The sequence below is a fragment of the Kineosporia sp. NBRC 101731 genome, from assembly GCF_030269305.1.
Classification (GTDB): Bacteria; Actinomycetota; Actinomycetes; order Actinomycetales; family Kineosporiaceae; genus Kineosporia.
The window spans coordinates 261563-286189 of the sequence record NZ_BSTC01000004.1 but is presented as its reverse complement, the minus strand read 5'-3'; the positions used below and the strand labels follow the sequence as shown (position 1 = coordinate 286189).

The following is a 24627-nucleotide window of genomic DNA, read 5'->3' as shown; positions in this document are numbered from 1 at the left end:
CCACCCACGGATCCACCCGCTGATCCGCAGCGTCCCCGAGCGCCCTTCCCCCGACCTCCGGGGAAGGGCGCTCGCGCGTTCAGCCCAGGGCCAGATCCCGCAGCCCGCAACCGGTCAGCCGCTCCCGGTCGCTGCTGCCGACCTCGCTGCGGCCGGTGGCCCGGCGCAGCAGCACATCCGGGGCCCAGCCGAGCGCGCGGGCGGCCTCCGGTCGCTCGAACAGCATGGCCACCAGCACCCGCACCGCCGGTTCCGTGACCCACGCCGCCTGTCCGACGGCGTCCGCCACGTCGATCCCGTGCAGCGCGGTCTCGAACACCCGCGTTACCAGGAACCCGCTCAGCAGTATCGCGTCGCCGTGCCGGGTCAGTACCACCCGGTCGTCCCGCTGCCCGGCGCACGCCCGCACCACCTGCTCGACGGTGTCGTCGAGTTGGTCGGCCAGTCCCCGTTCTCCGGCAGAGGAAGAGTCGGCCCGGGCGGCCGCGTCCCGCACCCGCTGCGCGTTGGAAGCGGGGCTGAACCGTGCGTCCGCCCGGTAGTACGAGACCGCGGTGACCTCCGCACCCAGGGGTGCCGGCGCGTCCACCATTCCCGGGACCCGGCCCACGGTGGTGACCACGTGCCCCACCACCCCCGCCACCGACCAGGGCGTACACCGCGTGGGAAGCCCCCATGCGTCCTGCGGTAGCCGACCCAGAGCGCTCACGAACGCACCCGACTCGACCCGGAAAGTCTCCACGACGTCCACAGTTCCCTCTCGTTCGTGAGCCCGCGAATGTGACATTAACCCTCAAGGTGCACACCCTCGGCCCGGCCGTGATCATTCAGCCATGGGTGACACGGAGGTGACCGATCTCGCGCGGCGCCGGCAGACCCGACTACTGGCTGGGGGTCTTGCGCTGTATGCGGTGCTGCTGCCGATCGGTTGTGGCATCGGGTTTCTCTGGATCGACGAGGAACTGGACGGCGACTTCTGGCTGTTCCTCCTGCTGATGGCCGGCCTGCTGGCCGTACACATCGTTCCAGCAGTGGTTTTCGTGCTCTGGAGGCGCCGGAGAGGTGTGCGCTGGGCCCAGCCGCCCCTGTTGATGGGGGTCTATGGGGCTCGCCGTGCGAGCGTCATCCACAGCATCCGGGCCGGGCAACCGGTTGAGGCACGGGACCAGGAGGTCGCGATCGACGTGGCCCACCGGATGGCCGCGAGGCGCCACATCGTTGTCTGGTTCGTGCCGGTGTACGTACTGATCGGGATCGCGCTGCTCGTGGTCCTGGGTTGGGCTTCCGCATCGATACCCGTGCTGATCGCATCAATAACCGTCTTGTTCAGCATGGCCGTGATGCTGGTCTCCTCGCGCCTCGCCCTGCGCAACGCAGATCGGGGCCGGGTCTGGCTGGAGCAGCACTCGTCCTGACCGATCGGCCGGTCACGGGGTGCTCGGATCTGTGCAGATATGCCCCGCTGGTGCACGTCTGCACTAGCCGGTCCGCGGAGTGGGGGCCATCATGTCCCGGCAAGCGTGCGCGACGTCAGGAGTGGCAGTGAGCGGTGAGTGGGTCAGGACCGGCGGCTCGGATGGTGACCGGGTGGAAATGCGTGAGCACGACGGTCTGGTCCAGGTGCGCGACGCCACGAGACCCGGCGGTCCGGTGCTGAACTTCCACAGCAGCGAGATGTCGGTCTGGATTCACGGAGCCACGGGCGAGTCCGGTCATCTGACCTGATCCTCCTCGTCACCCGCTGAACGCCCTTCCTCCGGACGCCCGGAGGAAGGGCGTTCAGCGTCTATCAGGCCGCTGCGTGGTCCCGGCCCGGCAGGAGGAGCAGTTTCCCGCGGGCGTGCCCGCTCTGGCTGATGGTCAGGGCGCTCTCCCATTCCTCCAGGGGGAAGGTCGCGGCGATCGGCACGGTGAACCGGCCCTCCGCGGCGAGCTGGGCGAACTCCGGGAGTACCTCGTCGCGCCGGGTCAGGTCCTCGGTGAACGAGGCGCGGACGCCCAGTTCCTTCGCGGCGGCGAAGTCGGAGATGGTCAGCACGCGCTGGGTGTCGCCGCCGGCGATGCGCAGCAGGTCGGGGAGGGCGCCACCGGTCGGGGCGGTGTCGAGCACGAGATCGACCGGTCCCGGGTGCAGTTCGGCGACGCGCTCGACCATCCCGTCACCGTAGGCGGTGACCTTCGCACCGAGGTCACGCAACTGCTGGGCGTACGGGTCGCCGGCGGTGGCGATGACGTTCATCCCGCGCAGGAGCGCGATCTGCACGGCGGCGAACCCGATGGTGCTGCCCGCGCCGTGGATCAGGATCGTCCGGCCCGCGTCGAGGCCGAGCCAGCTCAGGTGGTGGAAGGCGGTGTCGACCGTCATCGGCAGCGCGGCCGCGTGGACGAGGTCGAGCCCGTCGGGGACGGGGAACCAGCGGTTCATGACGGCCTGGTCGGCAGCCCCGGCACTGGGGCAGTGCGCCCAGTCCGCAGTGCCGAAGACGACGTCGCCCACGGCGACACCGTCCACACCCTCGCCGATCGCGTCGACCGTGCCCGAGACGTCGCAGCCGATGCCGCGGGGGAGATCCCCGGCGAAAAGGCCACGGCACAGCGCCCAGTCGGCCGGCGCCAGGCCGGCGGCGTGCACTCGCACCCGGATCCGGCCCGGTCCGGGCTCCGGCACCTGCGTGGTCTCCAGACGCAGGACGTCGTGGGGCTCGCCGTACTCCCGGAATCGAACGGTCCGCATCGTGTCGGTCATGGATCCACGCTTCCTCGAGGCATTCGTAAAGTCAGGGACTGACGTTACGGCAGGAGAGTAAGCATCTGTCAGTCACTGACGCAACCCTGTTAGGATGGCTGCGTGCCCCGGGACGGACGGATCGTGCGCGAGCGCCTGCAGCGCTCCGCCCTCGAGCTGTTCACCGAACACGGGTACGACGGCGCCACCGCCGGGCAGATCGCCGCCCACGCCGGCGTCACCGAGCGCACCTTCTTCCGGCACTTCCCGGACAAGCGTGAGGTGCTCTTCGCCTCCGAGGAGGAACTGCGCGAGGTCCTGTCCGGCGCGCTCGCGGCGGTGCCGCCGGAACTGGAGGCGCTGCCGACCCTGCGCCGGGCCTTCCACGACGTCGTGCCGTTGCTCGAGCGCAACCGCCCGCTGGCCGAACTGCGCGCGCCCGTCATCCGGGCCGCGCCCGCGCTGCGCGAGAGGGAGTCCGCGAAGGCGACCGCGCTCGTCACGCTCGTCGCCGAGGCGCTGGAAAAGCGCGGCGTGAGCGCACGATCGGCCCTGTTGTGCGCCCGGGTCGGCATGGACGCGTTCAGTACGGCGATCCGGCGGTGGATGACCGAGCCGTCACCCGATCTGCACGCCGAGGTCGACGAGGCGTTCGAGGAGTTGCGCGCCCTGACCGGGGCGCTGTGAGCACCCGTCCGCCGGATCGCCGACACTTACCGGCTTCCGGGTTGCCCGCGGTTCACCGCCTACGCTCGCCCTGAGCGATCGTCGGTGACGGAGGGGTGGCGCGTATGCCGCGGGAATGGTTCTTCAGTGCCACGTCGGCCGATGCGGCGCACGCCCGCCGCGACGTCGAGCACGCGGGATTCCGTTTCCTGGAGACCGATCTGGTGGTGGCGGAGGGCAAGCCGAACGGGGTCGCCCGGACGTTCGAGCCGGACGAGGGCATCTTTCCCTTCGACGAGATGTACCGGGCCGCGCGACGCAGTGACAATCCGGGCCCGGTGTTCTGGGCCGGCACGGCACGACTCAGCGGCGGGCCGGAGATCTTCCTGGCCCTCGACCTCGTGCGGGGGCTGGTGGTGCGCGCGGCGCACAGCATGGCCCTGCGCTATCTGGGGTACCGGGAACTTCCGGACTGACGGGAACGGCCCCGACGAGAACGCTCGCCGGGGCCGTTCCCGACCTGGTGAACGCCCCGGAGGTGGGGAACTTCTCAGCGCGGATCGCGCCAGCCGTCGGCCAGGAACGCGAAGATCTCCTCGACCGCGGCACCGGGATTCTCCCGGCCCCGCACGATGGTCGGCACCTGCAGGGCGAAGCGGGCCAGGCTCGCGCAGGCGATGTTGTCGTGCGGCACCCCGAACTCGTCGGCCAGGGCCGCGGCCAGGATGTCGGTGTGCTGGGCCCAGACACGCTCGGCATACAGGCGCAGGGCCGGCGTGGACTCGACGAGACGGGTGAACTGCGCCAGCTCACCCTGCCCGTCGGGCTGCGTCACCCGCCCGGCCAGCCAGAAGTCGCGCAGCGCCTCGACGACGCTCAGGCCTTCGGGGCGCCCGCGGACCGCGGCGACCAGGCTCGCCTGCATGTGGGCCTGCTCGTCGAAGACCAGCGCCTCCTTGCCGGTGAAGTGCTTGAACAGCGTGGTGGTGGAGACGTCTGCCGCGTTCGCGATGTCCCGGATGCTCACCTGGTCGTAGCCCCGCTCCAGGAACAGGCGCAGCGCCGCGTCGGCGATCGACTGCCGGGTGGCGGCCTTCTTGCGCTCGCGGCGGCCTGGGGTGACGGGGGTCTGCATGGGTTCATCGTAGAGCAAAAGTGCAACAGATTAAAAAGTGAAACCATTGCACTTTTGGATCGAGTGAGCTTTCATGATGGACATGAGCACATCGCCTCGTGAAGCCCGCATCGCCGTCGTCGGAGCCGGTCCGGCCGGCCTGACCTGCGCCCGGATTCTGCAGAAGCACGGTCTGGACGTCACCGTGTACGACCGCGACTCCGGCCCCGACGCCCGTAACCAGGGCGGCACCCTCGACCTCGACACCGAGCACGGCCAGAACGCCCTGCGGGAGGCCGGCCTGCTCGAGCAGTTCTTCGCCCTGGCCCGGCCCGAGGGCCAGGAGATGCGCAAGGTCGGCCCCACCGGAGAGCTGCTCGGGCAGCACCTTCCCGAGCCCGACGAGATGTTCAAGCCCGAGATCGACCGCGGGCTGCTGCGGAACCTGCTGCTGGACTCGCTGGAGCCCGGAACCGTCCGGTGGGGAAAGGCTCTGGCCTCCGTGCAGGACGGGCGCCGCCTCCACTTCACCGACGGCACGCAGGAGGACGCCGACCTGGTGATCGGCGCCGACGGTGCCTCCTCCCGGGTGCGGGCGGCCGTGTCGTCCTGCGCTCCGCTCTACTCGGGCATCAGTTTTCTGGAGGCCTGGTTCGATGACGTCGAAGCCCGGCACACCGACCTGGCCGACCTGGTCGGGCAGGGGCTGATGGCCTCGGCCGACGGCTCCCGCGCCCTGTTCGCCCAGCGCAACGGTGGCGACCACATCCGGGTCTACATCATTCAGAAGGTTGAGCTCGACTGGATCTCCCGACTGGGCTTGACGATTCACGACACCGCGGGCATCCGCGCCCACCTGCTGGGGGAATTCGCCGGCTGGGGCCCGCGGATGACCCAGATGCTCACCGACAACGACGGTGTCTACGTCAATCGCCCGATTTTCGCCCTGCCCGCCCCCTACGGCTGGGAGCACTCACCCACGCTCACCCTGCTCGGCGACGCCGCGCACGTCATGCCCCCGATCGGCGTCGGGGTGAACCTGGCCCTGCACGACGCCCACGACCTGGCCCTCGCCCTGGCCGGTTCCGCGACCGTCGAGGAGGCCCTGACCAGCTACGAGAAGATCATGCTGGAGCGCTCCGACGAGATCGGGGCCTCGCTCGGTCCGGGGGCCGAGGGCATGATCGACGCGGACTGAAAGACGCCGTCGATACCCTGAGCGCCGCACAGGTGGAACAGCTGAACGACGGAAGGAACGCCAGCACCATGACCACTCCCGAGAGCCGCCTGGCCGAGGCCGGTATCGAGCTGCCCGCCCCGGTGGCGCCGCTGGCCAACTACGTGCCCGCCACCCGCGCCGGCTCCCTGATCTTCACCGCCGGGCAACTGCCCCTGTCCGGCGGGGTGATGCTCGCCGAGGGCAAGGTCGGCGGCGGCGTGCTGCCCGAGCAGGCCGCCGACTGCGCCCGGCAGGCGGCGGTCAACGCACTGGCCGCGATCAAGGCCGAGATCGGCGACCTGTCCGCGGTGAAGCGGGTGGTGAAGGTCGTGGTGTTCGTCGCGAGCGAGCCCGGCTTCACCGGTCAGCCGGCCGTCGCCGACGGCGCCAGCGCCCTGATGGACCTCGCCTTCGGTGAGGCGGGCAAGCACTCGCGCAGTGCGGTCGGCGTCGCGGTCCTGCCCAAGGACGCGCCGGTCGAGGTGGAGCTGATCGTCGAGGTCGGGTAGCGGTGCCCACGGGGACGCCGGTGTCGTAGGCGGCACCGGCGAACCCACCGATCCCGTCGATCACCGGGTACTGCGTGAGCGGTGCAGCAGCCAGACGAAGTACGGCGCACCGATCAGGGCCATCATCAGCCCGGCCGGGATCTGCGACGGGGCGATGAGGGTGCGGCCGAGGGCGTCGGCGGCCACGACGAGCAGGGCGCCCAGCAGCAGGGCGACCGGGATGATCCGCCCGTGCCGCACGCCGACCAGGGCCCGGGCCAGGTGCGGGGCCACGAGCCCGACGAAACCGACCACCCCGACCGCGATCACGCTCGTGGCGGCGGTCACGGCGGCGATCGTCAGCAGGGCCAGGCGGGCGCGCTCGCGGCGGACCCCGAAGATCTGCGGGGTGTCCTCGTCGATGGCCAGCAGGTCCAGCTCACGTCGCATGCCCAGCACCAGGGGCGTGGCGATCACCAGCGTCACCGCGACCGGGAGAACGTCCGGGAACGTCCGGCCGTAGGTCGTGCCCGACAGCCAGGTGAAGATCCGCGGGGTGTCGTAGGGATCGGCGCGCAGCAGCAGGAAGGTACTGAAACTGCTGAGTGCGTAGCCACATCCGATACCGATGAGCAGGAAGCGGTCGGGCCGGAAGCCGCCGCGCCAGGACAGCGCGGTGATCAGGGCGAAGGTCGCCAGGCCCATGGCGACGGCGGCGACGACGAGCGTGGGCCGGCCGCCGGGCAGTCCGGAGGTCACCACGAGCACCGCGCCGAGCCCGGCCCCGGCGGTGATGCCGAGGATGCCGGGTTCGGCCAGCGGGTTGCGCACCGTGCCCTGCACCACCGTTCCGGCCAGGGCCAGGGCCGCACCGGCGGTGGCGGCCGCGGCAACGCGGGGTGCGCGGTCGTCCAGGGCCCGGGCGATCAGGTCGGGGGCGGTGCCCTGGACCCAGAGGGAGAGGTCACCCAGGCGCAGCCACAGGCTCCCGGCCAGCAGGCCGACGAGCACGGCGGCCACGAGCAGGACGGTGACGACGACCATCACGGTGAGGAAGCGCCGCCTCGAGCGCACGGCGACGTGGGCGTGGGGGGCCGGGCCCAGGTCGCGCAGGCGCAGCGCCAGGAACACGATGACCACGGCACCGAGCAGCGAGGTCGGGATCCCGGTGGGGATCGAGGCCGCGGCCTGGGCCCCCATGATCGCCCGCAGCACCGCGTCCGCCAGCAGCACCAGCAACGCGCCGGCCAGCCCGCAGGCCGGGATCCCGAAGACGTGACGGCTCAGAGCGCCGATGCGCGTGGCCGCCAGGCGCACCGCGACCGGAGCAGCCAGACCGACGAAGGCCAGCGGCCCGGCCAGCGTCACCGAGATGCCGGTCAGCATGACGGCCACCAGCACGGCCACGATCCAGGTCGAGCGCACCGGCACGCCCAGGGACGCGGCCGCATCGTCACCGAGCCCGAGAACGTCCAGGCGCCGGGACATCAGGACGGCCAGGACGATCAGGACGGTGATGACCGGGCTCGCCCGGGCCGCGGCGTCGAGGTTGAGCTGCGCGAGAGAACCGTTGCCCCAGGCGTACAGCCCCACCGTGCCTTCCTTGAACAGGATCAGCAGCATGGCGCTGGCGGCGTCGAGGGCCATCGCGACCGCCGACCCGGCGAGGATCAACCGCGTGGAGTTGACGCCGGTCGCGGCCCCGGCCAGCCCGAGCACGACGCCCGCGGCGAGCAGGCCACCGCCGAAGGCCACGGCGCCCGAGGCCCACAGCGGCACGACCAGGCCGAACGCGGCGACGCCGGTCAGCGCGAAGTAGGCCCCGGCGGTGACGGCCAGGGTGTCGGGGGAGGCCAGCTGGTTGCGGGTGATCGACTGCAGCAGGGCGCCACCCGCGCCGAGCGCCACCCCGACCGCGGTCCCGGCGAGCAGCCGCGGCAGCCGCGACCCGGTCAGCACATCACCGATCGGGACACCGCCGACGTTCTCGCGGACACCGAAGAGATAGCGCACCAGGTCCAGGGGTCCCACGCCGGACGTTCCCTGGGTCAGATGCCACAGGCCGACCAGGACGACCGAGGCGAGCAGGACGAGCAACACGGCCGTCCCGCTCGCGCCGCGGCCGAGCCCGATCCCGGGCAGCGGCCGCGACGGCGAGCTTCCGGTCACTTCGCGGTCAGGATATTCACGTAGGCGTCAATGGCCTGCTCGTTCGACCTGGGACCACCGGCACCCCAGACGCTGTTGGGGAACGCGTGCGCGCGTCCTTCTTTCACCGCCGGCAGAGCCTTCCAGATCTTGCTCTTCCCCAGTTCGTCGACGTAGTTGTCCTCGGTGCCGTCGTTGGCGTAGAAGAGCGTCGCGTCACCGACAGCCGTGAGGCCCTCGATGTCGGTCTGGGCCAGACCGTAGGAGGGGTCGACACCGCCGCTGCCGTAGGTGGAGTTGATCTCGTCGGTCCAGGCCGACGTCATGCCCAGGGCCTCGCCGATCTCGGTGAACAGGGCGCCCTTGCCGTAGGGGCGGATCACCACGTTGCTGCCCTCGATCCAGCCGTCGAAGAAGAGGAAGTCGGTGGGCTTCACCCCGGCGTCGACGACCTTCTGCTTCGCCTCGGCGAAGTGCGTGTCGAACTCCGCCAGGACGGCGTCCGCCCGCTCGGTGCGGCCGGTGGCCTCACCGATCATGGAGAAGACCTTCTTCATGTTGTCGATCTGGCCCGAGGCATCGGCCCCGACCGTGGCCAGCACCGGAACACCCCGCTTCTCCAGCTTGGCGAGCAGCTCGTCGTCGGCCTGGTAGACCTCCATGACGATGAGGTCGGGGTTCGTCGCGTACAGCGCGTCCAGGTCGGGCTCGCCGCGCTCGCCGGCACTGGGAACGGATGCGGGCAGCTTCTCGGCGGTCACGTACTGGGCGTACCCGTCGGTGGAGGCGGCCGCGACCGGGGTCACGCACAGGGTGAGCAGGTCTTCGGTCTGCTGCCACTCCAGCACCGCGACGCGCTCGGCGGGCTTGTCGAGCTTGATCGTGCGCCCGACGCCGTCGGTCATCGTGACCGGGCCGGTCGAGGTCTTCGTGGTGTCGTCGGCACAGGTCTGCGAGGCGGGGGCGGCGGTGCCGCCGGTGGCCGCCTCGACATCCGTGGTGCCGCAGGCGGCCAGGGCCAGGGTGATCACGGCGAGGGTCGCGGCGCCGCGGGCGCGGCGGGGGACAGAGATCATGCCAACGTCTCTTTCGGGGTGACAGGGAGAGTACGGACGACGGGGTGCCGTCCGAGGGGGTCGATGCGCAGGCGCCCGGTGCCCGGGTCGGTGGCGACCTCGACGGTGAGGCCGTAGACCTCGCTGAGGTGCTCGGCGGTGAGTACCTGGAACGGGTCGCCCGCGGCGTGGATCCGCCCGGCGTGCAGGAGCACGAGGGAGTCGGCGATCCGCGCGGCGTGGTCGAGATCGTGCAGCACGATGCCGACGGCGACGCCCCGCTCGTCGGCGAGATCGCGCACCAGGTCCAGGGTCTCGACCTGGTAGCGGAGATCCAGGTGGTTGGTCGGCTCGTCCAGGAGCACGACGCCGGTCTCCTGGGCGAGGCTGGCGGCGAGCCAGACACGCTGCATCTCGCCGCCGGACAGCTCACTGACCGGCCGGTCGGCCTTGTCCGCGGTTCCGGTGGCCGCCATGGCCCGGTCGATCGCGGCGCGGTCGTGGGTGGAGGCACCGCTGAAGCGGCGCCGGTGCGGATGGCGCCCGAACGCGACGACCTCGCTCACGGTCAGGCCGGGCGGGGCCTGCCGGGACTGCGTGAACAGGGTGACCCTCTGCGCGAACTGGCGCACGCTCAGCGTCGACACCGGCTGGTCGTCCAGGAGTACCTGGCCGCTCTCGACGTCGTGAAGCCGGGCGAGGGCGCGCAGCAGCGTCGACTTCCCGCTGCCGTTCGGCCCGACCAGTGCGGTGATCCGTCCGGGTCGCAGCTCCAGTGAAACATCTTGGACCACAGTGGTTCTGCCGTACCGGAGAACGAGCCGGTCGCCGCGCAGAACGGCGGGCACACCCGGGGTGGGCATCGATCGACTCCGTTGAGGTAGGCCAGCCTTACCTAATAGAGACTAGGTGCCGAGGATCTTGGCCGACAATCCCGTCGTCAGGACAGGGGATACGGGTTTTCGGACAATCCCGGTCCGGATGTCTTGGCCAGCGTGCCGGGAGTCACCTTCATCACGCGCCGGAAGGCCGCGATGAACGTGCTCGGCTGCGCGTAGCCGAGCAGCTCGGAGACCTCCTGGACGTCAGCGCCGGCCGACAGCAGCGCCAGCGCCGCGTGGATCCGCCGCGCCTGGCGCCACTGCGCGAACGACAGTCCGGTCGCCTCGCGGAACGCCCGGGTGATCGTGCGGTCGCTCGTGCCCAGCTGTGCGGCCCACTCGGCCAGGCTGCGGTCGTCGGAGGGATCGTCGATCAGTGCCTCGGCGATCGCGTCGATCCGGTGATCGCCCGGAAGGTCGAGGGCGAACTGCCGTTCCGCGGCCTCGAGCACGTCGAACACCACCGCCTCGGCGCGGGCCCGCGCCCCCTCGTCCAGATCCGTGCGGCCCAGGCGCACCAGCAGAGACTCCAGCAGAGGGGTGATCGTGATCGACGTCGGCCCGGAGAACTCGACCGGGATGCGCCCGGGGGCGAAGAAGGCGCTGTGCAACTGCGCGGCGGCGGTCACGCGGCCCCCGTGCACCACGCCGGCCGGCAGCCACATGCCGAAACCGGCTGGCACGGTGAAGATCTGATGCCCGATCCGGGAGGTCAGCGTGCCCCCGCGCACCCAGACCAGCTCATGCATCGGATGCACGTGCGGCGACCACTCCGCTGCCACGCTGTGCGAGTGAGACTGGGCCACGATCGTGAGCGGCGCGGGATCCGCCACCGGCCGCCCTCCACCCCGGTGCAGCACCGTGCCCCGGTCGCGGCGCCAGGCGCCCAGACCGAGATCGTCAGGACCCGCCGCAATCACCCCTCGAGCATACGCTGCGAGGTCCTGAGCAGGGCACTTGCCCGGACCCGGAGCACCTCAGACCGGTCGAAATGCGTACTACGTCCCTCCCCGTGATCATCACAGGCATGCCCGACACGGATGTGGCTCAGCGCGCACGACGCCGGCAGAACACGGTGTGGCTCCTCTTTCTCGGGATCTGCGTCCTGCTCTTGCCCGGGATCCTTCTGGCGACCTTCCTCGTCGTCGACGAGGAGGACCGCGACAGCCTCCCGCCGTTCCTCTGGATCCTGGGCGGCGTGCAACTCCTGATCCTGCTGCTCGTGCTGGGCGGACTGTTCTGGCTGCGCCGTCGAGGGGTCGGATGGGCCCAGCCGCCGCTGTCGCTGGGCGTCGACCGCAAGCGACGTCAGAGCATCTTCAAGAACATCCGGGCCGTCGAGCCGGTGCCGGAGGCCGATCAGGAAGTCGCCGACGACCTGGCCCGGCGGATGGTCGGGCAACGCTGGCTCGTCCTGCTGCTGCCGCTGGTCTCCCTGCCGTTCCTCGCCCGGATCATCTGGGGCGATCGCGGCTCCCTGGACTGGTTCTCGCTCTTCGCGTTCATCATGATGTACGCCTCCCTGCCGTTCGTGCTGCGCGACGCTCGGCGGGCCCGGCGCTGGCGGGAGCAGTACGGCTCGTCCGAGGCCTAAAGCATTTGCGGCGGGCGCAGATCCGGCGGCAGGTCCAGGGGATGACGCCCGTCGTCCCGGTCGGCGACCGACCGCATGGCCCGGCGGTACTGGGCCGTCGTGATCTGGTGACCCATCACCTGGCGGGCCAGCACCCCCTCGAGCGTGACCGCGGCGACGACCGGCGGGGACACGGCGTGTGCGGGATCACGGCGCTGCCGGCGCTGGGCGAGCACCTGGCTCACGTCCCACCAGGTGGCGACGAGGCCGATCACGATGAGGAACGTCACGAGAAGGACTCCCGGGCTCATGCCCCCAGTCTCGACCCGCTGCACGCCCCGGCCCAGGGACGAAAGTCCGGCCCCGGGTAAGCTTTGTTCCCCGTTCACCGTTCACCAGCCCGGGCGCAAGGAGCTCCATGATCGCCCGGATGGAACAGCACCAGGTCGCGCTCTACCTCGCCGCCCTGGCCGCCGGCGCCCTGCTCGGCCTGGCCGCCCCCGCACTGGGACCGGGCCTGGAGCACGCCATCAACCCCGTCCTGGGCCTGCTGCTGTACGTGACCTTCCTCCAGGTACCCGCCGCCGAACTCGGCCGCTCGCTGCGGGAGGGCCGGTTCCTGGCTGCCGCCCTGGTGGTCAACTTCGTCGTCGTGCCGCTCGTGGTCGCCGCCCTGTTCACCGTCCTGCCCGACGACCGCGCCGTCCGCCTCGGGGTCCTGCTGGTGCTCCTGGCCCCCTGCGTCGACTACGTGATCGTGTTCAGCGGACTGGCCGGGGGCAGCAACCGCCGCCTGCTCGCCGCCACCCCCATGCTGCTCATCACCCAGATGATGCTGCTGCCGGTCTACCTGCTGCTGTTCCTCGGCCCCGATCTGGCCGACGTGATCGAACCCGGGCCGTTCGTCGAGGCTTTCGTCGTCCTCATCGTGATCCCGCTGACGCTGGCCTGGTCGACCCAGGCCTGGGCGGCGCGACGCGTTGCGGGGCAACGATTCACCACGACCGCGAACCTCACCATGGTGCCCCTGATGATCGCCACCCTGCTCACGGTGGTCGCCTCCCAGATCCCCCGGGTGAACGACTCCCTGGCCCCGGTCGCCCGCGTGATACCGGTGTACGTCGCCTTCCTGGTCGTCATGGCCTTCGCCGGACTCGCCGTCGCCCGCCTGTTCCGCCTCGACGCCCCGGCCGGGCGCGCCATCGTGTTCACCGGCGCCACCCGCAACTCCCTGGTCGTGCTCCCGGTCGCCCTGGCCCTGCCCGACGCGCTCGCGGTTGCCGCGGTGGTCGTGGTCACCCAGACCCTGGTCGAGGTGGTCGGCATGGTCGTGTACGTGCGGGTGGTCCCGCGTCTACTGCCGAATTGAGGACGAGGTGTCCCCTCGCGCTCAGATCGCTCAGGTGAGTGTGGGCGCGGGCTGGGGGAGCGGGTGGGCGCCCTCGGGGCGCAGGCCGTCGAAGATGATCGCGAGATAGCGGCGCCACTGGTCGGGTGAGGGGTTCGGTAGAAAACTCACCACGTGCACGGGTGCGCAGATGAGCACCCAGATGTCGGCACCGGTGACGTCCGGGCGCACCTTTCCCTGCTCGCGGGCCCGGTCGGTCAGCGCGGTGACGGCGCCGAACAGCCGGTCACGCAACTCGATGACGCTCGTGTGGTTCTCGCTGGCGCCCAGCAGGAACGACACGTCGTGCTGCTGACGCTGATCGGCCGCCACGGTCAGGAATTCCAGCAGGGCAGCACCCGCGTCGTCGGCGGTGAGCAGGCGCTGCGCCGCGGCGTCCAGCGGCTCCAGGTGCTGGAGCACGATCGCCGCGATCAGGTCTTCCTTGGTGGCGAAATGCCGGAACACCGTGCCCTTCCCGACCCCCGCCCGGCGCGCGATGTCGGCCACCGACGACTCCGGCCCCCGCTGCGCGAACTCCTCCTCGGCCGCGGCCATCAGCAGTTCACGGTTGCGCGCCGCATCGGCACGCAGGGGTCGGACGGGCTCACTCACCCACGCACCTTACCAAGTTGACCGCCCGGTCCGTTTGTGGCTAGCGTCCCTGGTCAATAAACGGACCCAACGGTCACTTTACTGGAGGTTGTCATGAAGGCCCTTGTCGCCACCGGGTACGGCCCGCCCGAGCAGCTGTCGATCGCCGAACTCCCGGTGCCACAACCCGGCCCGGGTCAGGTGCTGGTGAAGGTCGCCGCCTCGTCGCTCAATCCCACCGACGCGATCGTCGTGCGGGGCGGGTTCCGCGAGCTGGTCGAGCTCGAATTCCCTTACGTGCCGGGTAATGACTTCGCGGGCCGGGTGGTCGAGCTCGGCGCCGGCGTCACCCGCTTCGCGGTGGGGGACGAGATCTTCGGGCTGTCCATGCCCCGGCAGCTGAACTTCGTAGCCGACGATAACAGGCCGTCGCTCAGCACTGGTGGGCTCGCGGAGTACGCCGTCGTGGAGGCCGACACTCCGCTGCTGGCGCTGCGTCCGGCCTCGGTGCCGGCCGAGCAGGCCGCGGCACTGGGCGTGGTCGGGTCCACCGCTCTGGGGTTGATGAAGCTCGGCGAGATCAAACCGGGCCACCGGGTTCTCGTGATCGGGGCCACGGGTGGTGTGGGCACGGCGGTGATCCCGCTGCTGGCGGCCGCGCGGGCGCAGATCGTGGCGACGTCCTCGACCGAGGCCGGGGCGCAGATCCTGCGGGAGCTCGGGGCCGGTGAGGTCATCGGGCACGCACCGGAGGGGTACCCCTCCGACGTCGACGTGGTGTTCAACCTGGCCCTGTACCCGGCCGACCTTCCGTCCGCGGCCCGGGTGCTGAAGCCGGGCGGCCGCTTCGTGTCGATCATCTTCCCCGAGCCCACACCGGAACTGCTCGGCCGGGAGGATGTCTCGCTGCGGTACTACCTGGACCCGGACGGCCGGTTCGGCACCATGGACGACGTGGCCCGCGCGGCCGAGAAGGGTGAGCTGTCGGCCCGGATCGCCCACCGCTTCACCCTGGACGAGGCAGTCACCGCGGTCGTGACCTACGTGCGGGAGAAGAACGTCGGGAAGATCGTCGTCACCATGTGAGCCGAGCCCTTGTTCGTGATCGGGCCAACTGTCCCCGGGGACAGTTGGCCCGATCACGAAGTGACGGTCGTGGTCAGCGCAGCGCCGCGATACGGGAACGCACCGACCGCAGCTGGGCCAGGCGGCGTTCGTAACCACCACCGAGCACCAGCAGGGCCAGGCCCACCACGGCGGCCCAGGCCCACAGCGGCACGGTCGCGCCGATCTCGGTCATCCACGGCGACAGCAGCACCAGCGCCTCGAGCACCAGCGTGGCCGACCCGAGCACCAGGACAGCTTGCAGACGCTGCTGCGCACCGGCCGCGGCGACGGCGGCGGCCAGCAGGATGACCAGGAACGGACGCAGGTCCGGGCCTTCGGTCCCGGTCAGGGTGCAGAGGAGACCGGGGGCCAGCAGCAGGACCAGTCCCGGGGAGAAGGCCGGCCAGGAGGCCGGCAGAGGCGACGGCAGCGCCCCCGGCAGATTGTCCTGGGGGTGCCTCCGGATCCTGTCCTCCAGCAGCGGGAAGCGGTCGAGGCCGTGCAGCAGCGCGATCAGGGCGGCCGGGATCGTCCAGACCTCGAGAACGCCGAAGGACAGGCCGGGATCGGCCCCCGGACCGCCCTGATCGCTGAGCCCGAACACGACCCGGGCGAGCGCGGTGGCCACCGCCGTGATGGTGGCGGCCAGGAGGGCCGGGCGCACCACGGCGGTGCCACCCAGCCAGGTGGGCACGGAATCCGTTGTGCCGGAACGGATCAGGTAGGTACAGCCGGCCACCACGAGCGCGGCCAGCGTGATCAGCGTGATCGGCCGGGCGATGTCGTCGCGCACGAGGCAGGTGATCACGCTGGGCACCAGGCCGAGCGCGAGTGGGGTGAGGATCAGGCGGTCGTTCCCGGCCGGGTCTGATCTGGTGTGCCGGGCCCAGAGCTGAATGCCGAGCAGGACCAGGGCGGGTGGCACCGTGTAGGCCTCGACCAGGCTGACATCGGCATCCACCAGCCGGGTCCAGCTGGAGGCGGTGAGCAGCAGCCCGGCCACCCAGCCGATCTGCGAGCGGCCGGGGGTCAGAGCGATCGCGGTCACCGCCGAGCCGACGATCAGGAGCACCAGCCAGAGCTGTTCCTCCTGCCCCGGAGTCACGGCCAGGGCGAGGGCGACGAGTCCGGTGATCGCCAGACCGGCCTCGGCCCCGGCCCGTCGTAGCGCCTGACTCCCGAGCCGCCCCCGCAGGGCCAGCACGGTGACCAGCAGGGCGCCGGCGGCTGCGGTCAGGGCCCAGATCAGGGCGGGGGTCAGAGCGTCGAAAGAACCGGCGTGCGCCCAGGAATGCAGGAACAGGGCGATGGCCGGGGTGATGAGGGCGGTGAAGACCGGGGCGAGCAGGGGCACGGTCTGGACCAGGCCGGCGCGGGCCCACAGCGCACCGCCGAGGGCGGCGAGCGCGGTCACCGCGAGCAGGACGGGCTGGTGCCAGGCCGGTTGGTAGTCGATGCCGAGGGTGCTGGCGAGCCCGATGCCGAGCGCGAGGTATCCCGGTGCGGCGGCCGCGAGACGGTCTGTAGGGGTCCAGGTGGCGCGGCCCGGGCGTTCCGGCAGCGGCAGCCGGGGCACCGTGAGCAGGGCGAGAGAGACGAGAGCACCGGTCACGGCGACCCAGAAGAGCGGTGAGCTGCGGTTCGCCTGGTCGAGGAGTACACCGAGCGCGACCGGGGCCAGGCTCAAGGCCAGCAGAGCGAGACCGGCCCGGCCGGTACGGCTGTCCGGTCCGTCGTCCGTGATCCGGCGGCGGGCGGCGAGCAGAGCCAGGGCGGCCAGAGCTGTGGCGACGCTGGGCAGTTCGTGGGTGGTCCAGGCCAGGGTGGCCGCCAGCGTGCCGGTCAGGGCGCTGAACAGCCAGAAGATCTGGGACGGAAACGTACTCCGGTCGGCGCGGATCGCGAGGACCGAGGCTGCCACGGCGACGGCGAGCAGCGCGATCACGGTGGTCACGACCGCGGCGGCCGGTACCAGCGTGAGCAGGAGTGCGACGAGGGCCAGCAGCACCGGGGGAGTCTGGCGCAGGGTGCGGCGCACCCGCCGCGGCCACGGACCGGCGGGCCAGGCGTCACCGCGGGAGGCCACCCAGGTCACCGCCGCGAGAAGCGAGAGGCAGGCGAGGGTCACGACCCAGGTCAGGGTCAGATGGTCCGGGGCTGCGTCGACGGCGCCGATGGCGTCGAGCCGGGCGGTGGCGTCGACGCTGCGAGGCACCTGGGGCAGGGGCCGGACGACCTGGGCGAGGACCAGGACCAGCGGGGGCACGGCGATCAGCGCGTAGGTGCCCAGGACCCCGAGGGCCAGGGCGGTGCGGCGCAGGGCGGACTGTGGGGCCGGGGTCAGGCGGGAGACAGCGATCAGGAGCAGACCGGTCAGCAGGGTGATCGGGATCAGGACGGGAATGTCGGAGGTCAGGCTGAGTGACTCGGTGACGGCCAGCCCGGCGACCGCGGCCGCAGCGGTGGCGGAGATACCGGTGGCAACCGACCAGACCCGGTTCAGTCCGAGGGGATCGGTCCGGCGGGAGAGCGTTGCGGTGCTGGTTGCGCGCACACCGGCCCCGTCCGCCCACGTGGGGGTGGGCGTCCACCCTTCTTGTCGGTGATCGTGGTCCTCCCCGGCCGGAGGGCGGGGGAGCGACTGGTCACGGACGTCGGTGGTCTTGTCGGCCCAGGTCTGGGCGGCGAAACCCGCGGTGGTGCAGAGCAGGGTGAGCAGGGCCAGGTTCGGGTCCGGGAGGCCGAGAAGAGCCGGGACGGTGGCCAGCACCAGCATGGTGGCGGCGAGGGTCCGGGCCAGGAGTCGCTCGGTGCGGCACTGCGGGGGCAGGGTGCGCCGGAGCAGGGCGACCGCGGCCCCGGCCACCAGGGCGAGCGACCAGCACAGGACGAACCGGTCGAGGACGTTGTTCAACGATTGGCCGACCGTGAGCACCGTGCCGATCGGCACCAACACCGCGCCGGCGTGGGTGCCGGCGCGGAGGCGACCGACGCGTCCCCAAAGACCTGTGATCACACCGCTGACCAGCAGCGCGGCGCCGGTGTAGAGCGCGGCGTGCGGATGGTCGGCCCCGAACAGGCCGGTGCGGCGGATCGCCCAGCCGTCGCCGAGCACCAGCACGACGCCGAGAGCTCCGACCGCCTCGGCGGTCTCCGGCAGACGCGGGCGCAGCCAGGCCGCGACACCGAGGGCGGTGAGGGTGGCGGCGCCGATCACGGCGGCGCGGGCGGCCAGCGGCATGCTCTGCCACGAGAAGATCAGGAAGCCGATCGCGGCCACGGCCAGCAGCAGCGCACCGATGCCGACCAGGATGGTGTTGACGCCCACCTGCGACACCGGCGACACCTGTGACATCTGTGACACGGGCTGTGGGCGGGGCTGCGGGGGGTAGTTCGGGCCGGACCAGTTGCCTCCCGGCGCGGGCGGTGAGACCACGGGGTCGATGGAGGACGAGGAGGTGGCCGCGGTCTGTGGAGTCTGTGCGGTCTGTGGTGTCGAGGGGTGTCCTGGAGTTTCTGGGGACGCGTCGGGTGCGGTGGCCTGCGCAGCGTTCACGGGGGAGGGCGTGCCGGGGTGGGTCGCCGCTGAACCGGGAGGTACGGGCGAGGGCGGTGAGGTCGCGGCGCCCCTGCTTGCGGACGGGCTTGCGGACGGGCCTGCGGAAGGGTCTGGGGCGGCCGAGGTGGTGGGGCGGACCTGGGCGCGCAGGTACTGCAGCACGCTCTCGCGCCGGTCGAGGGCCGCGGCGGCGTCGCGCCCCAGCCGCTGCAGGTGGCCGCCCTCCGGTCCGGTGAGGTCGATGCCGCAGACCGCGCAGTGCGGTCCGCTCAGGACGGCGGAACAGTTCGGGCATCTGCTCAGGTCGAGCAGCAGACGGCTGAGCTCGGGAACGGTGTCGAGCACCGTCCGGGCATGATCAGCCTGGCCCCCCAGGTCGGAACTCATGGTCGCCGATTCTGGATGACGAAGCGGGCATCCGTCCCGTAGATCACGTGGGAGTGTCAGATACCACCCGATCGGGCCCTCTTGGACTGTCCATGGTCACGCTTTGTCGTTGAAACGTAACCCTCAGCTCATCTGGTCGGCGTGCCAGCGGTAGAGATTGCGGGGACGTCCGGAGGTGCCGTAACGCTGCGTCTGGGACACCAAGTGCCGCGAGGTGAGCTCTTCGAGGTAGTGCCGCGCCGTTACCCGGGAGATCCCCAGGGCCTGGGCCACCTCGTCGGCGGAGACCGGGTCGGGGGTGGTGCGCAGATGCGCTGCGACCTTGTCGAGCGTGCGGCGGGCCGACAGGCGTGCGGGAGCGACTTCGGCTCGCACGTCGGGCCGCAGCAGGGCCAGGGCCGAGTCGATGTCACGCTGGCTGACCGGCCCGGTGGAGTGGGCGGTCTGGCGGCGGAAGGCCGCGTAGCGCCGCAGGTGCTCTTGGAAGTCCTGCAGATAAAGGGGTTTGAGCAAGTAGTGGACGACGCCGAAGCTGATGGCGCGTCGCACCAGGAGTAGGTTGCGCGACGAGGTGATGACCATGATGTCGACCGTGGAGTTACGCGCCCGCAGGATGCGGCACAGCTCCAGGCCGCTGGCATCGGGCAGGTTCAGGTCGAGCAGGATGAGGTCGGGGTCCGCGGGCTGCGTCTGGCGCAGCATGTCCGCGCCGGTGTTCGCGATGCCGGAGACGATGAAACCGGGTGTCTGGCCGACGTACTGGGCGTGCATGGTGGCGACGATCGGATCGGCATCGACGATCAGGGTGCTGATCCGGCGTTCAGGCATCACCCAGGGGTGCGCGCCGGTCGCGCGCGGTGCTGATCCCCATCACCATCCCCTGGCCACCGACAGACATCTAGAGCGTGATTCTAGTAACAGTGATCATCGGGTGGCAATGCCTTGCCAGGAGGCGATCTTCACAGCGTCGGCCGATATCCGTTACCGGGATTTTACGTCGCATTGCTTGATCGATGACAAGCATGTCAATACCTCGCGCCGACTTTCTCGTCCTGCGGACCAATATTCATTGGTGTAACTCAGAGTTGGGCATGTTCAACTGGCCAACTTGGCTCTGGCCAGAGCCTTTCACCAGGCATGACGTGCAACGCGTGCTCGGTCGATAACTTTGAGTGATCAATTTCGTAGGTTCTGTCGGGTTTGCATGTTTCCGGGTTTTCTCTGTAGAACGGTCTTCGACGCAACCTCATCCGGTGACCCTGAACCGTCGCCCTGAAACGAATTTCTTGGGAGTGCTGGATGTTTCGCGAGCCGCGACGATTGGAGGAGCTTCCTCCTTTCGACCCGCGGACCATCGCGGTCGTACGTAAGAGCTGTGCCGCCCTGCCGCCGGACCACATCGAGCTGACGCAGGAGTTCTACCGCCAGCTCTTTGTCATGGCTCCGCACGCGCGGGCACTCTTTCCCGAGGACATGACCGAGCAGAACGAGCGCCTGCTGAAGGCGATCCTGCTCACGGTCGAGCACCTCGACGATCCGGAGGCCGTGGAGTCCCACCTGCGACGCTGGGGTGGCGTGCACCGGCGCAAGCACTCCGTGACCAATGACCTCTACCCGTACGTGGCCCATGCGCTGGTGCGGGCCCTGCGCGAACTCAACGGCGGCGACCTGGAGACCACGGTCGCCTCGTGCTGGATGGCCGTCTACGAGTGGATGGCCGCCGTGATGATCGCGGGCGCCGACGAGGCCGAAGAGGCCGAGCGGATGGCCGAGACCCGGCAGGGTGCGGTGGTGCGGCCCTACTACGAGGCCGACCAGCCCGAGCAGTACACCGGTCAGCAGCAGTACTACAGTGCGCCGCCCACGCAGCAGAACGCCCTGCCGGCAGGGCCTTCCTACGGTCAGGCCGGTCCGGACGGGCAGCCGAACGCCGCCCCGTACGCCGCGCAGCCGGGAACCCCTCTCGCGCGACGCGGTGAGCAGGCTGAGGCCTCCGGTTCCCTGGAACAGTACGACGAGCCGGCGCAGTACGGCGGCCGGTCCCAGAACCCGGCGCGGGGGCAGAACCCCACCGGCCAGCCGGCGGTGAGCCAGTATCCGCACGGTCAGTACCAGACCGGGCAGAACCAGATCAGCCGGAACCAGGGTGGTCAGCCCTCGACAGGCCAGAACCAGGTCCGGCCCCAGCCCAGTGCGGTCGCCCAGTTCGCCCGGCCCCCGCAGCGCTACACCGGTGAGACGGCGGCCATTCAGCTGCCCGTTCTGCGTTCTGAAGACGCCGCTTACGCGCAGCAGCAGGACTACGCGAACGAGGCCGGGTACCCGGATCAGCAGGGCTACACCGAGCAGTCCGGATACGCTGAACAGTCTGAATACGCCGAGTCGGCTGGATACGCGGACCAGCAGGGTTATGCCGAGCAGCCTGGAAATGGCGGCCGGCCGGGATATTCGGGGCAGCAGGGTTACGCGGATCCAGCGGGTCACGACGCCGGGTACGCCGGGCAGCCGGGAGTGGCCGACCAGGCCGATCAGCCGGGGTATTTCGAGCAGTCGGGCCAGACCGGTGCCGTGGCTCAGCAGGGGTACTTCGAGGAGCCGGGGCAGACCGGTTCGATCGGGCAGCCGGGGTATTTCGAGGAGTCGGGCCAGACGGGTGCCGCGGCTCAGCAGGGGTACTTCGAGCCGGCCGGCCAGGGATACGCGGGTCGGCCGGGTCTGCCGGGGCAGCAGTCCGCTGCGGGCGATCAAGCCGGCCAGCGCGGCTATGACGAGCAGTCCGGCCAGACCGGTGCGCTCGTGCAGCCGGGCTACTTCGAGCAGCCCGAGGCCGGCGAGGCGTCCGGATACGCCGCGCCGCACGGTGGAGCCGAGCAGTCGGCCGGGTTCGCACAGCGCCCGGGTACCGCTGGGCAGCAGAGCTACTTCGAGCAGCCCGGTGACCTCGACCAGTCCGACCGGGCCCAGCAGCCGGGGTATTTCCCGCAGGCCGGGCGTGAGGGTCAGGCCGGGTATGCCCGGCCGGTTATTCACCCTGAGCAGCCGGGTTACTTCGAGCGCCCGGGGCCGGACCACCAGGCCGGATACGCCGAGCCGGGGCGCGCGGAACCGACCGGGTACGAGAACCCCGACGCCTATGCGCAGCCGGGGTACTCCGAGCCGGGTCAGGGCGGGCAGTCGCAGTACGGTGCCCAGCCGGGTTACGCCGAAGAGCCCGGGTCGGCCCGACAGGGTGGACAAGCTGGACAGTCGGAGCCGGAGCAGTTGAGGTACGCCGGGCGCACCGACCGCGGTGATCGGGCCGGGTACGGCGAGCGCTCCCGGGCCGTGCAGCAGCGTGCTGCCTACACCGGGCAGCCGGCCCACGCCGAACCCGCCACCTACACGCACCCGCCCCGGTACACCCAGCAGCAGCGTGACCAGGCCGACCGTGCGCAGCAGGCCCGGTACGACGCGCAACAGCAGTACGGGAACGACGAGATCGGGCCCGACGACACGCAGCCGCAGCCGGGGTACCCGGCGGAGACCTGGCAGGGCACGGCATGACCCAGCAGAACCTGCACTCCGGCGCCGGGTTCGGGCTTCCCTCGTTCGAGGCCAACGCACAGGCTTTCGCCGCGGGCGCCGACTCGTTCGAGGCGAGCGCGCCGACCGTCGCGGTGAGCACCTCGCCGGACACGGCGCCCACCCCGTCGCTGCCCCCGACCCCACCGGCGGGTCTGACGGCAGCCCCCCAGGTGGGTGTTGCCCCGTCGGGCCTGCCGGTCAGTTCCGCGCAGCCGACGACCGCCCTGCCCGCCGGGACGTCCATGCCCGCCGGGACGTCCAGGTCTTCGGTGACCACGAGGTCTTCGACGGCCGCGAGGTCTTCGGCGGGGACGCGACCCTCGGTCGCGCCGACGTCCCCGGTCACCCCCGTCGCCCCGATGCCGCCGATCGCCGCGGTGCCGCCGTTCACCGACGGCCCGGGTACGGCGTCGGCGAGCCACCTGTCCGCCACTGCGACACCGGCGGCGGCCCCCGCGATCCCCACCTCGGCTGCGATTCCCACCTCGGCCGTGACCCCCGCATCGGCGGCGACCACCTCGTCCGCGATGACCACCTCGTCCTCGACCGGTGTGTCATCGAGAGCCGGTATGCCCTCGATGACCACGGCGTCCCCGGCCACCGGCTCGCCGGTCACGGGTTCCCCGGCGACCACCGCGCCGGCGGTGACAACGTCGTCCTCAAGCACCTCGTTCTCGGATGTCCCGCAGGAACACCCGGTGTTCCGGGACACCACGGCGTTCCGGCACGACACCGAGCGTGCGCCGATCGACCCCGAGCGGGTGGCGCGCGACTGGGCGCTCATGTACGAGTGGCTGGAACGCGACGAGGAGATGGCCTCGGTCTGCGGTTTCACCGCGGCCGACCTGACCTACGCCGCGCGCAGCGCCCGCATCCGTGAGCTGCGGGCCGAGGTCGGGCCCGGGCGCACGTTCACCGTGCAGCCGAACGAGATGCAGTTCTGGGTGCGGTATTCGTGGATCAACTCCGACCGTTGCTCGGGGCGTCAGCACGCGTTGCAGCACGCCGTGATCCAGTACCGGCCCGAGGCCCGCAGTGCGGTCGACCTGCTGAAGGCTGTTGTCGATCATGCGAAAATGGCGATGAGCGCGCCGGTTCCGCCGCAGACCGTGATCACGGTGCTGGGTGGGCCGACGGCGCCCGGTGAGCTGGGCCCGATGTTCGTGACCGAGCAGATGCTGCGCGCGGCGGGATACCGCACGCCGGAGGGCTGGGTCGGCGACGGTGGCTATCTGGACGTCACCGACTGGGTGCACCGTAATGGTGGTTCCGCGCTGATCCAGCGTATGCCCGGTTACCGCCCGGCCTCTTTCGACGTGCTGCCGATGATCGCGATGGGCGAGGAGGGCGAGCTGGTCATGGCGTCCGTGCCGAATGCCGCCCAGTACCTCATCGACATCCCGTGGCCGCGGCACCCGGAGACCGACGTCACCGCGGGTGACGACGCCGGGTACGGCGAGCCGTTCGCATGCTGGCCGGCGATCCCGCTGCAGACCAACTTCGACATCGACATCGCCGGGCAGCGCTACTGCACGATCTTCAACGGCTGGTACGTGGACGAGGAACTGGCCACCAACTTCCTCGACACCCGTCGCTACGACTGGGTCGGTCGGATCAGCGAGGCCATCCACGGTCCGGTTGATCGTCAGATGCTCTCGCGTACTGACCGTTTCGACGAGTACAAGATGGCCCAGATCGAGATCGCGACATTGCGGGCCGTGCGCGCCGGGTTCAAGAAGAACCGGATGAAGCTCAACAACCTCTCCTCCAGCCAGAACGGTTTCGCCAAGTTCTGCACGCGGCACGAGGCCACGCACGGCGAGATGCCGCCGAACGACACCGGGTGGACCTCCAACCGCATCGGCTCGCGATTCCGTTTCCCCAGCCACCCGATGCCGCACAAGCCGCAGGAGCAGGGTGCCGCGCTGGTCAAGCACTGGCTCTCGGTGAAGTCACTGCGCCCCGACGTGCCCGTGCACCTGGCCGACCTGGAATCGTCGCGCACCGGGCGTCACGCGGTCACGATGGCCGAGCGGTCAACCTCTCCGCACCCGCACGAGTCGGTGTGGGCCGATGAGGGTGCCCCTGCGAACGGTGGCTGCCCGGTGGACCACACAGCTCTGCGCCGGGGCTGAGCTCTTCCGTTCCGTGATCACGCAC

The 24627-nt window shown here is 70.7% G+C and carries 22 protein-coding genes; 11 read left to right on the top strand and 11 right to left on the bottom strand.

All coding sequences use genetic code 11. The annotated features are described in order from the left end of the window. Positions 1-79: 79 nt before the first annotated feature. Entirely contained in the window at positions 80-742 is a 663-nt protein-coding gene (locus tag QSK05_RS14205; RefSeq protein WP_285597644.1) for a maleylpyruvate isomerase N-terminal domain-containing protein, read from the bottom strand. Positions 743-833: 91 nt separating this feature from the next. Between QSK05_RS14205 and QSK05_RS14200 the strand changes: the two genes are divergently transcribed. Both QSK05_RS14200 and QSK05_RS14195 read left to right on the top strand, forming a co-directional pair. Further along, positions 834-1415: a hypothetical protein gene (locus QSK05_RS14200; RefSeq protein WP_285597643.1), complete on the top strand. Its 582-nt coding sequence runs from the start codon at positions 834-836 to the stop codon at positions 1413-1415. Between the two features lie 127 nt (positions 1416-1542). Continuing rightward, a complete protein-coding gene (locus QSK05_RS14195) occupies positions 1543-1725 on the top strand; it encodes a DUF397 domain-containing protein (protein ID WP_285597642.1) in 183 nt (60 codons plus the stop codon). A gap of 64 nt (positions 1726-1789) precedes the next feature. Here QSK05_RS14195 and QSK05_RS14190 read toward each other — a convergent pair whose 3' ends face one another. Beyond that, the gene (locus QSK05_RS14190) at positions 1790-2746 is read right to left on the bottom strand and encodes an NADP-dependent oxidoreductase (protein ID WP_285597641.1); all 957 of its coding nucleotides are present in this window, start codon (positions 2744-2746) and stop codon (positions 1790-1792) included. Between the two features lie 102 nt (positions 2747-2848). Between QSK05_RS14190 and QSK05_RS14185 the strand changes: the two genes are divergently transcribed. Together QSK05_RS14185 and QSK05_RS14180 are read left to right on the top strand one after the other, a co-directional pair. Continuing rightward, positions 2849-3412 (top strand): TetR/AcrR family transcriptional regulator, encoded by a 564-nt coding sequence (locus tag QSK05_RS14185; RefSeq protein ID WP_285597640.1) that lies wholly within the window; start codon positions 2849-2851, stop codon positions 3410-3412. A gap of 104 nt (positions 3413-3516) precedes the next feature. Then, a complete protein-coding gene (locus QSK05_RS14180; protein ID WP_285597639.1) occupies positions 3517-3867 on the top strand; it encodes a hypothetical protein in 351 nt (116 codons plus the stop codon). 74 nt (positions 3868-3941) lie between these two features. On the opposite strand, the gene QSK05_RS14175 is transcribed toward QSK05_RS14180, so the two are convergent. Next, positions 3942-4526 carry a TetR/AcrR family transcriptional regulator gene (locus QSK05_RS14175; RefSeq protein WP_285597638.1) on the bottom strand — a complete coding sequence of 195 codons (585 nt, stop codon included), beginning with the start codon at positions 4524-4526 and terminating at the stop codon, positions 3942-3944. Between the two features lie 82 nt (positions 4527-4608). On the opposite strand from QSK05_RS14175, the gene QSK05_RS14170 reads away from it, so the two are divergent. Further along, positions 4609-5703 (top strand): FAD-dependent oxidoreductase, encoded by a 1095-nt coding sequence (locus QSK05_RS14170; protein WP_285597637.1) that lies wholly within the window; start codon positions 4609-4611, stop codon positions 5701-5703. Positions 5704-5771: 68 nt separating this feature from the next. Next, complete coding sequence (locus QSK05_RS14165; RefSeq protein WP_285597636.1) at positions 5772-6233, top strand: RidA family protein; 462 nt, start codon at positions 5772-5774, stop codon at positions 6231-6233. 60 nt (positions 6234-6293) lie between these two features. Here the strand turns inward: QSK05_RS14165 and QSK05_RS14160 are convergent, their stop codons facing one another. The 4 genes from QSK05_RS14160 to QSK05_RS14145 form a co-directional block, all read right to left on the bottom strand. Beyond that, the gene (locus tag QSK05_RS14160; RefSeq protein ID WP_285597635.1) at positions 6294-8381 is read right to left on the bottom strand and encodes an iron ABC transporter permease; all 2088 of its coding nucleotides are present in this window, start codon (positions 8379-8381) and stop codon (positions 6294-6296) included. Next, the gene (locus QSK05_RS14155) at positions 8378-9436 is read right to left on the bottom strand and encodes an iron-siderophore ABC transporter substrate-binding protein (RefSeq protein ID WP_285597634.1); all 1059 of its coding nucleotides are present in this window, start codon (positions 9434-9436) and stop codon (positions 8378-8380) included. Before QSK05_RS14155 ends, QSK05_RS14160 begins: the two co-directional genes overlap by 4 nt. Beyond that, positions 9433-10278 carry an ABC transporter ATP-binding protein gene (locus tag QSK05_RS14150; protein WP_285597633.1) on the bottom strand — a complete coding sequence of 282 codons (846 nt, stop codon included), beginning with the start codon at positions 10276-10278 and terminating at the stop codon, positions 9433-9435. Before QSK05_RS14150 ends, QSK05_RS14155 begins: the two co-directional genes overlap by 4 nt. A gap of 77 nt (positions 10279-10355) precedes the next feature. Then, positions 10356-11216 (bottom strand): helix-turn-helix domain-containing protein, encoded by an 861-nt coding sequence (locus tag QSK05_RS14145; protein ID WP_285597632.1) that lies wholly within the window; start codon positions 11214-11216, stop codon positions 10356-10358. 107 nt (positions 11217-11323) lie between these two features. On the opposite strand from QSK05_RS14145, the gene QSK05_RS14140 reads away from it, so the two are divergent. Next, positions 11324-11890 (top strand): hypothetical protein, encoded by a 567-nt coding sequence (locus QSK05_RS14140; protein ID WP_285597631.1) that lies wholly within the window; start codon positions 11324-11326, stop codon positions 11888-11890. Here QSK05_RS14140 and QSK05_RS14135 read toward each other — a convergent pair. Next, entirely contained in the window at positions 11887-12180 is a 294-nt protein-coding gene (locus tag QSK05_RS14135) for a hypothetical protein (RefSeq protein WP_285597630.1), read from the bottom strand. The two genes, QSK05_RS14140 and QSK05_RS14135, sit on opposite strands and share 4 nt — an antisense overlap. A gap of 107 nt (positions 12181-12287) precedes the next feature. On the opposite strand from QSK05_RS14135, the gene QSK05_RS14130 reads away from it, so the two are divergent. Further along, positions 12288-13238 (top strand): bile acid:sodium symporter, encoded by a 951-nt coding sequence (locus tag QSK05_RS14130; RefSeq protein WP_285597629.1) that lies wholly within the window; start codon positions 12288-12290, stop codon positions 13236-13238. A gap of 30 nt (positions 13239-13268) precedes the next feature. On the opposite strand, the gene QSK05_RS14125 is transcribed toward QSK05_RS14130, so the two are convergent. Beyond that, the gene (locus QSK05_RS14125; protein ID WP_285597628.1) at positions 13269-13871 is read right to left on the bottom strand and encodes a TetR/AcrR family transcriptional regulator; all 603 of its coding nucleotides are present in this window, start codon (positions 13869-13871) and stop codon (positions 13269-13271) included. A gap of 93 nt (positions 13872-13964) precedes the next feature. On the opposite strand from QSK05_RS14125, the gene QSK05_RS14120 reads away from it, so the two are divergent. Continuing rightward, positions 13965-14936: an NADP-dependent oxidoreductase gene (locus tag QSK05_RS14120; protein ID WP_285597627.1), complete on the top strand. Its 972-nt coding sequence runs from the start codon at positions 13965-13967 to the stop codon at positions 14934-14936. 73 nt (positions 14937-15009) lie between these two features. Here QSK05_RS14120 and QSK05_RS14115 read toward each other — a convergent pair whose 3' ends face one another. After that, positions 15010-18903 carry an SCO7613 C-terminal domain-containing membrane protein gene (locus tag QSK05_RS14115; RefSeq protein ID WP_285597626.1) on the bottom strand — a complete coding sequence of 1298 codons (3894 nt, stop codon included), beginning with the start codon at positions 18901-18903 and terminating at the stop codon, positions 15010-15012. Between the two features lie 123 nt (positions 18904-19026). After that, on the bottom strand, positions 19027-19731 hold the full coding sequence (locus QSK05_RS14110) for a response regulator (protein ID WP_285597625.1): 705 nt from the start codon (positions 19729-19731) through the stop codon (positions 19027-19029). Between the two features lie 471 nt (positions 19732-20202). On the opposite strand from QSK05_RS14110, the gene QSK05_RS14105 reads away from it, so the two are divergent. Beyond that, on the top strand, positions 20203-22446 hold the full coding sequence (locus QSK05_RS14105) for a globin domain-containing protein (RefSeq protein WP_285597624.1): 2244 nt from the start codon (positions 20203-20205) through the stop codon (positions 22444-22446). Continuing rightward, positions 22443-24602: a nitric oxide synthase oxygenase gene (locus QSK05_RS14100; protein ID WP_285597623.1), complete on the top strand. Its 2160-nt coding sequence runs from the start codon at positions 22443-22445 to the stop codon at positions 24600-24602. The genes QSK05_RS14105 and QSK05_RS14100 overlap by 4 nt, the downstream gene beginning before the upstream one ends. Positions 24603-24627 lie beyond the last annotated feature (25 nt).

What these genes read in the sequence shown, in the direction of transcription:
- QSK05_RS14200 (WP_285597643.1), top strand. Translation starts at nt 834, where the DNA reads ATGGGTGACACGGAGGTGACCGATCTCGCGCGGCGCCGGCAGACCCGA.
- QSK05_RS14190 (WP_285597641.1), bottom strand. Translation starts at nt 2,746, where the DNA reads ATGACCGACACGATGCGGACCGTTCGATTCCGGGAGTACGGCGAGCCC.
- QSK05_RS14180 (WP_285597639.1), top strand. Translation starts at nt 3,517, where the DNA reads ATGCCGCGGGAATGGTTCTTCAGTGCCACGTCGGCCGATGCGGCGCAC.
- QSK05_RS14175 (WP_285597638.1), bottom strand. Translation starts at nt 4,526, where the DNA reads ATGCAGACCCCCGTCACCCCAGGCCGCCGCGAGCGCAAGAAGGCCGCC.
- QSK05_RS14170 (WP_285597637.1), top strand. Translation starts at nt 4,609, where the DNA reads ATGAGCACATCGCCTCGTGAAGCCCGCATCGCCGTCGTCGGAGCCGGT.
- QSK05_RS14165 (WP_285597636.1), top strand. Translation starts at nt 5,772, where the DNA reads ATGACCACTCCCGAGAGCCGCCTGGCCGAGGCCGGTATCGAGCTGCCC.
- QSK05_RS14155 (WP_285597634.1), bottom strand. Translation starts at nt 9,436, where the DNA reads ATGATCTCTGTCCCCCGCCGCGCCCGCGGCGCCGCGACCCTCGCCGTG.
- QSK05_RS14150 (WP_285597633.1), bottom strand. Translation starts at nt 10,278, where the DNA reads ATGCCCACCCCGGGTGTGCCCGCCGTTCTGCGCGGCGACCGGCTCGTT.
- QSK05_RS14140 (WP_285597631.1), top strand. Translation starts at nt 11,324, where the DNA reads ATGCCCGACACGGATGTGGCTCAGCGCGCACGACGCCGGCAGAACACG.
- QSK05_RS14135 (WP_285597630.1), bottom strand. Translation starts at nt 12,180, where the DNA reads ATGAGCCCGGGAGTCCTTCTCGTGACGTTCCTCATCGTGATCGGCCTC.
- QSK05_RS14130 (WP_285597629.1), top strand. Translation starts at nt 12,288, where the DNA reads ATGATCGCCCGGATGGAACAGCACCAGGTCGCGCTCTACCTCGCCGCC.
- QSK05_RS14120 (WP_285597627.1), top strand. Translation starts at nt 13,965, where the DNA reads ATGAAGGCCCTTGTCGCCACCGGGTACGGCCCGCCCGAGCAGCTGTCG.
- QSK05_RS14115 (WP_285597626.1), bottom strand. Translation starts at nt 18,903, where the DNA reads ATGAGTTCCGACCTGGGGGGCCAGGCTGATCATGCCCGGACGGTGCTC.
- QSK05_RS14110 (WP_285597625.1), bottom strand. Translation starts at nt 19,731, where the DNA reads ATGCCTGAACGCCGGATCAGCACCCTGATCGTCGATGCCGATCCGATC.
- QSK05_RS14105 (WP_285597624.1), top strand. Translation starts at nt 20,203, where the DNA reads ATGTTTCGCGAGCCGCGACGATTGGAGGAGCTTCCTCCTTTCGACCCG.
- QSK05_RS14100 (WP_285597623.1), top strand. Translation starts at nt 22,443, where the DNA reads ATGACCCAGCAGAACCTGCACTCCGGCGCCGGGTTCGGGCTTCCCTCG.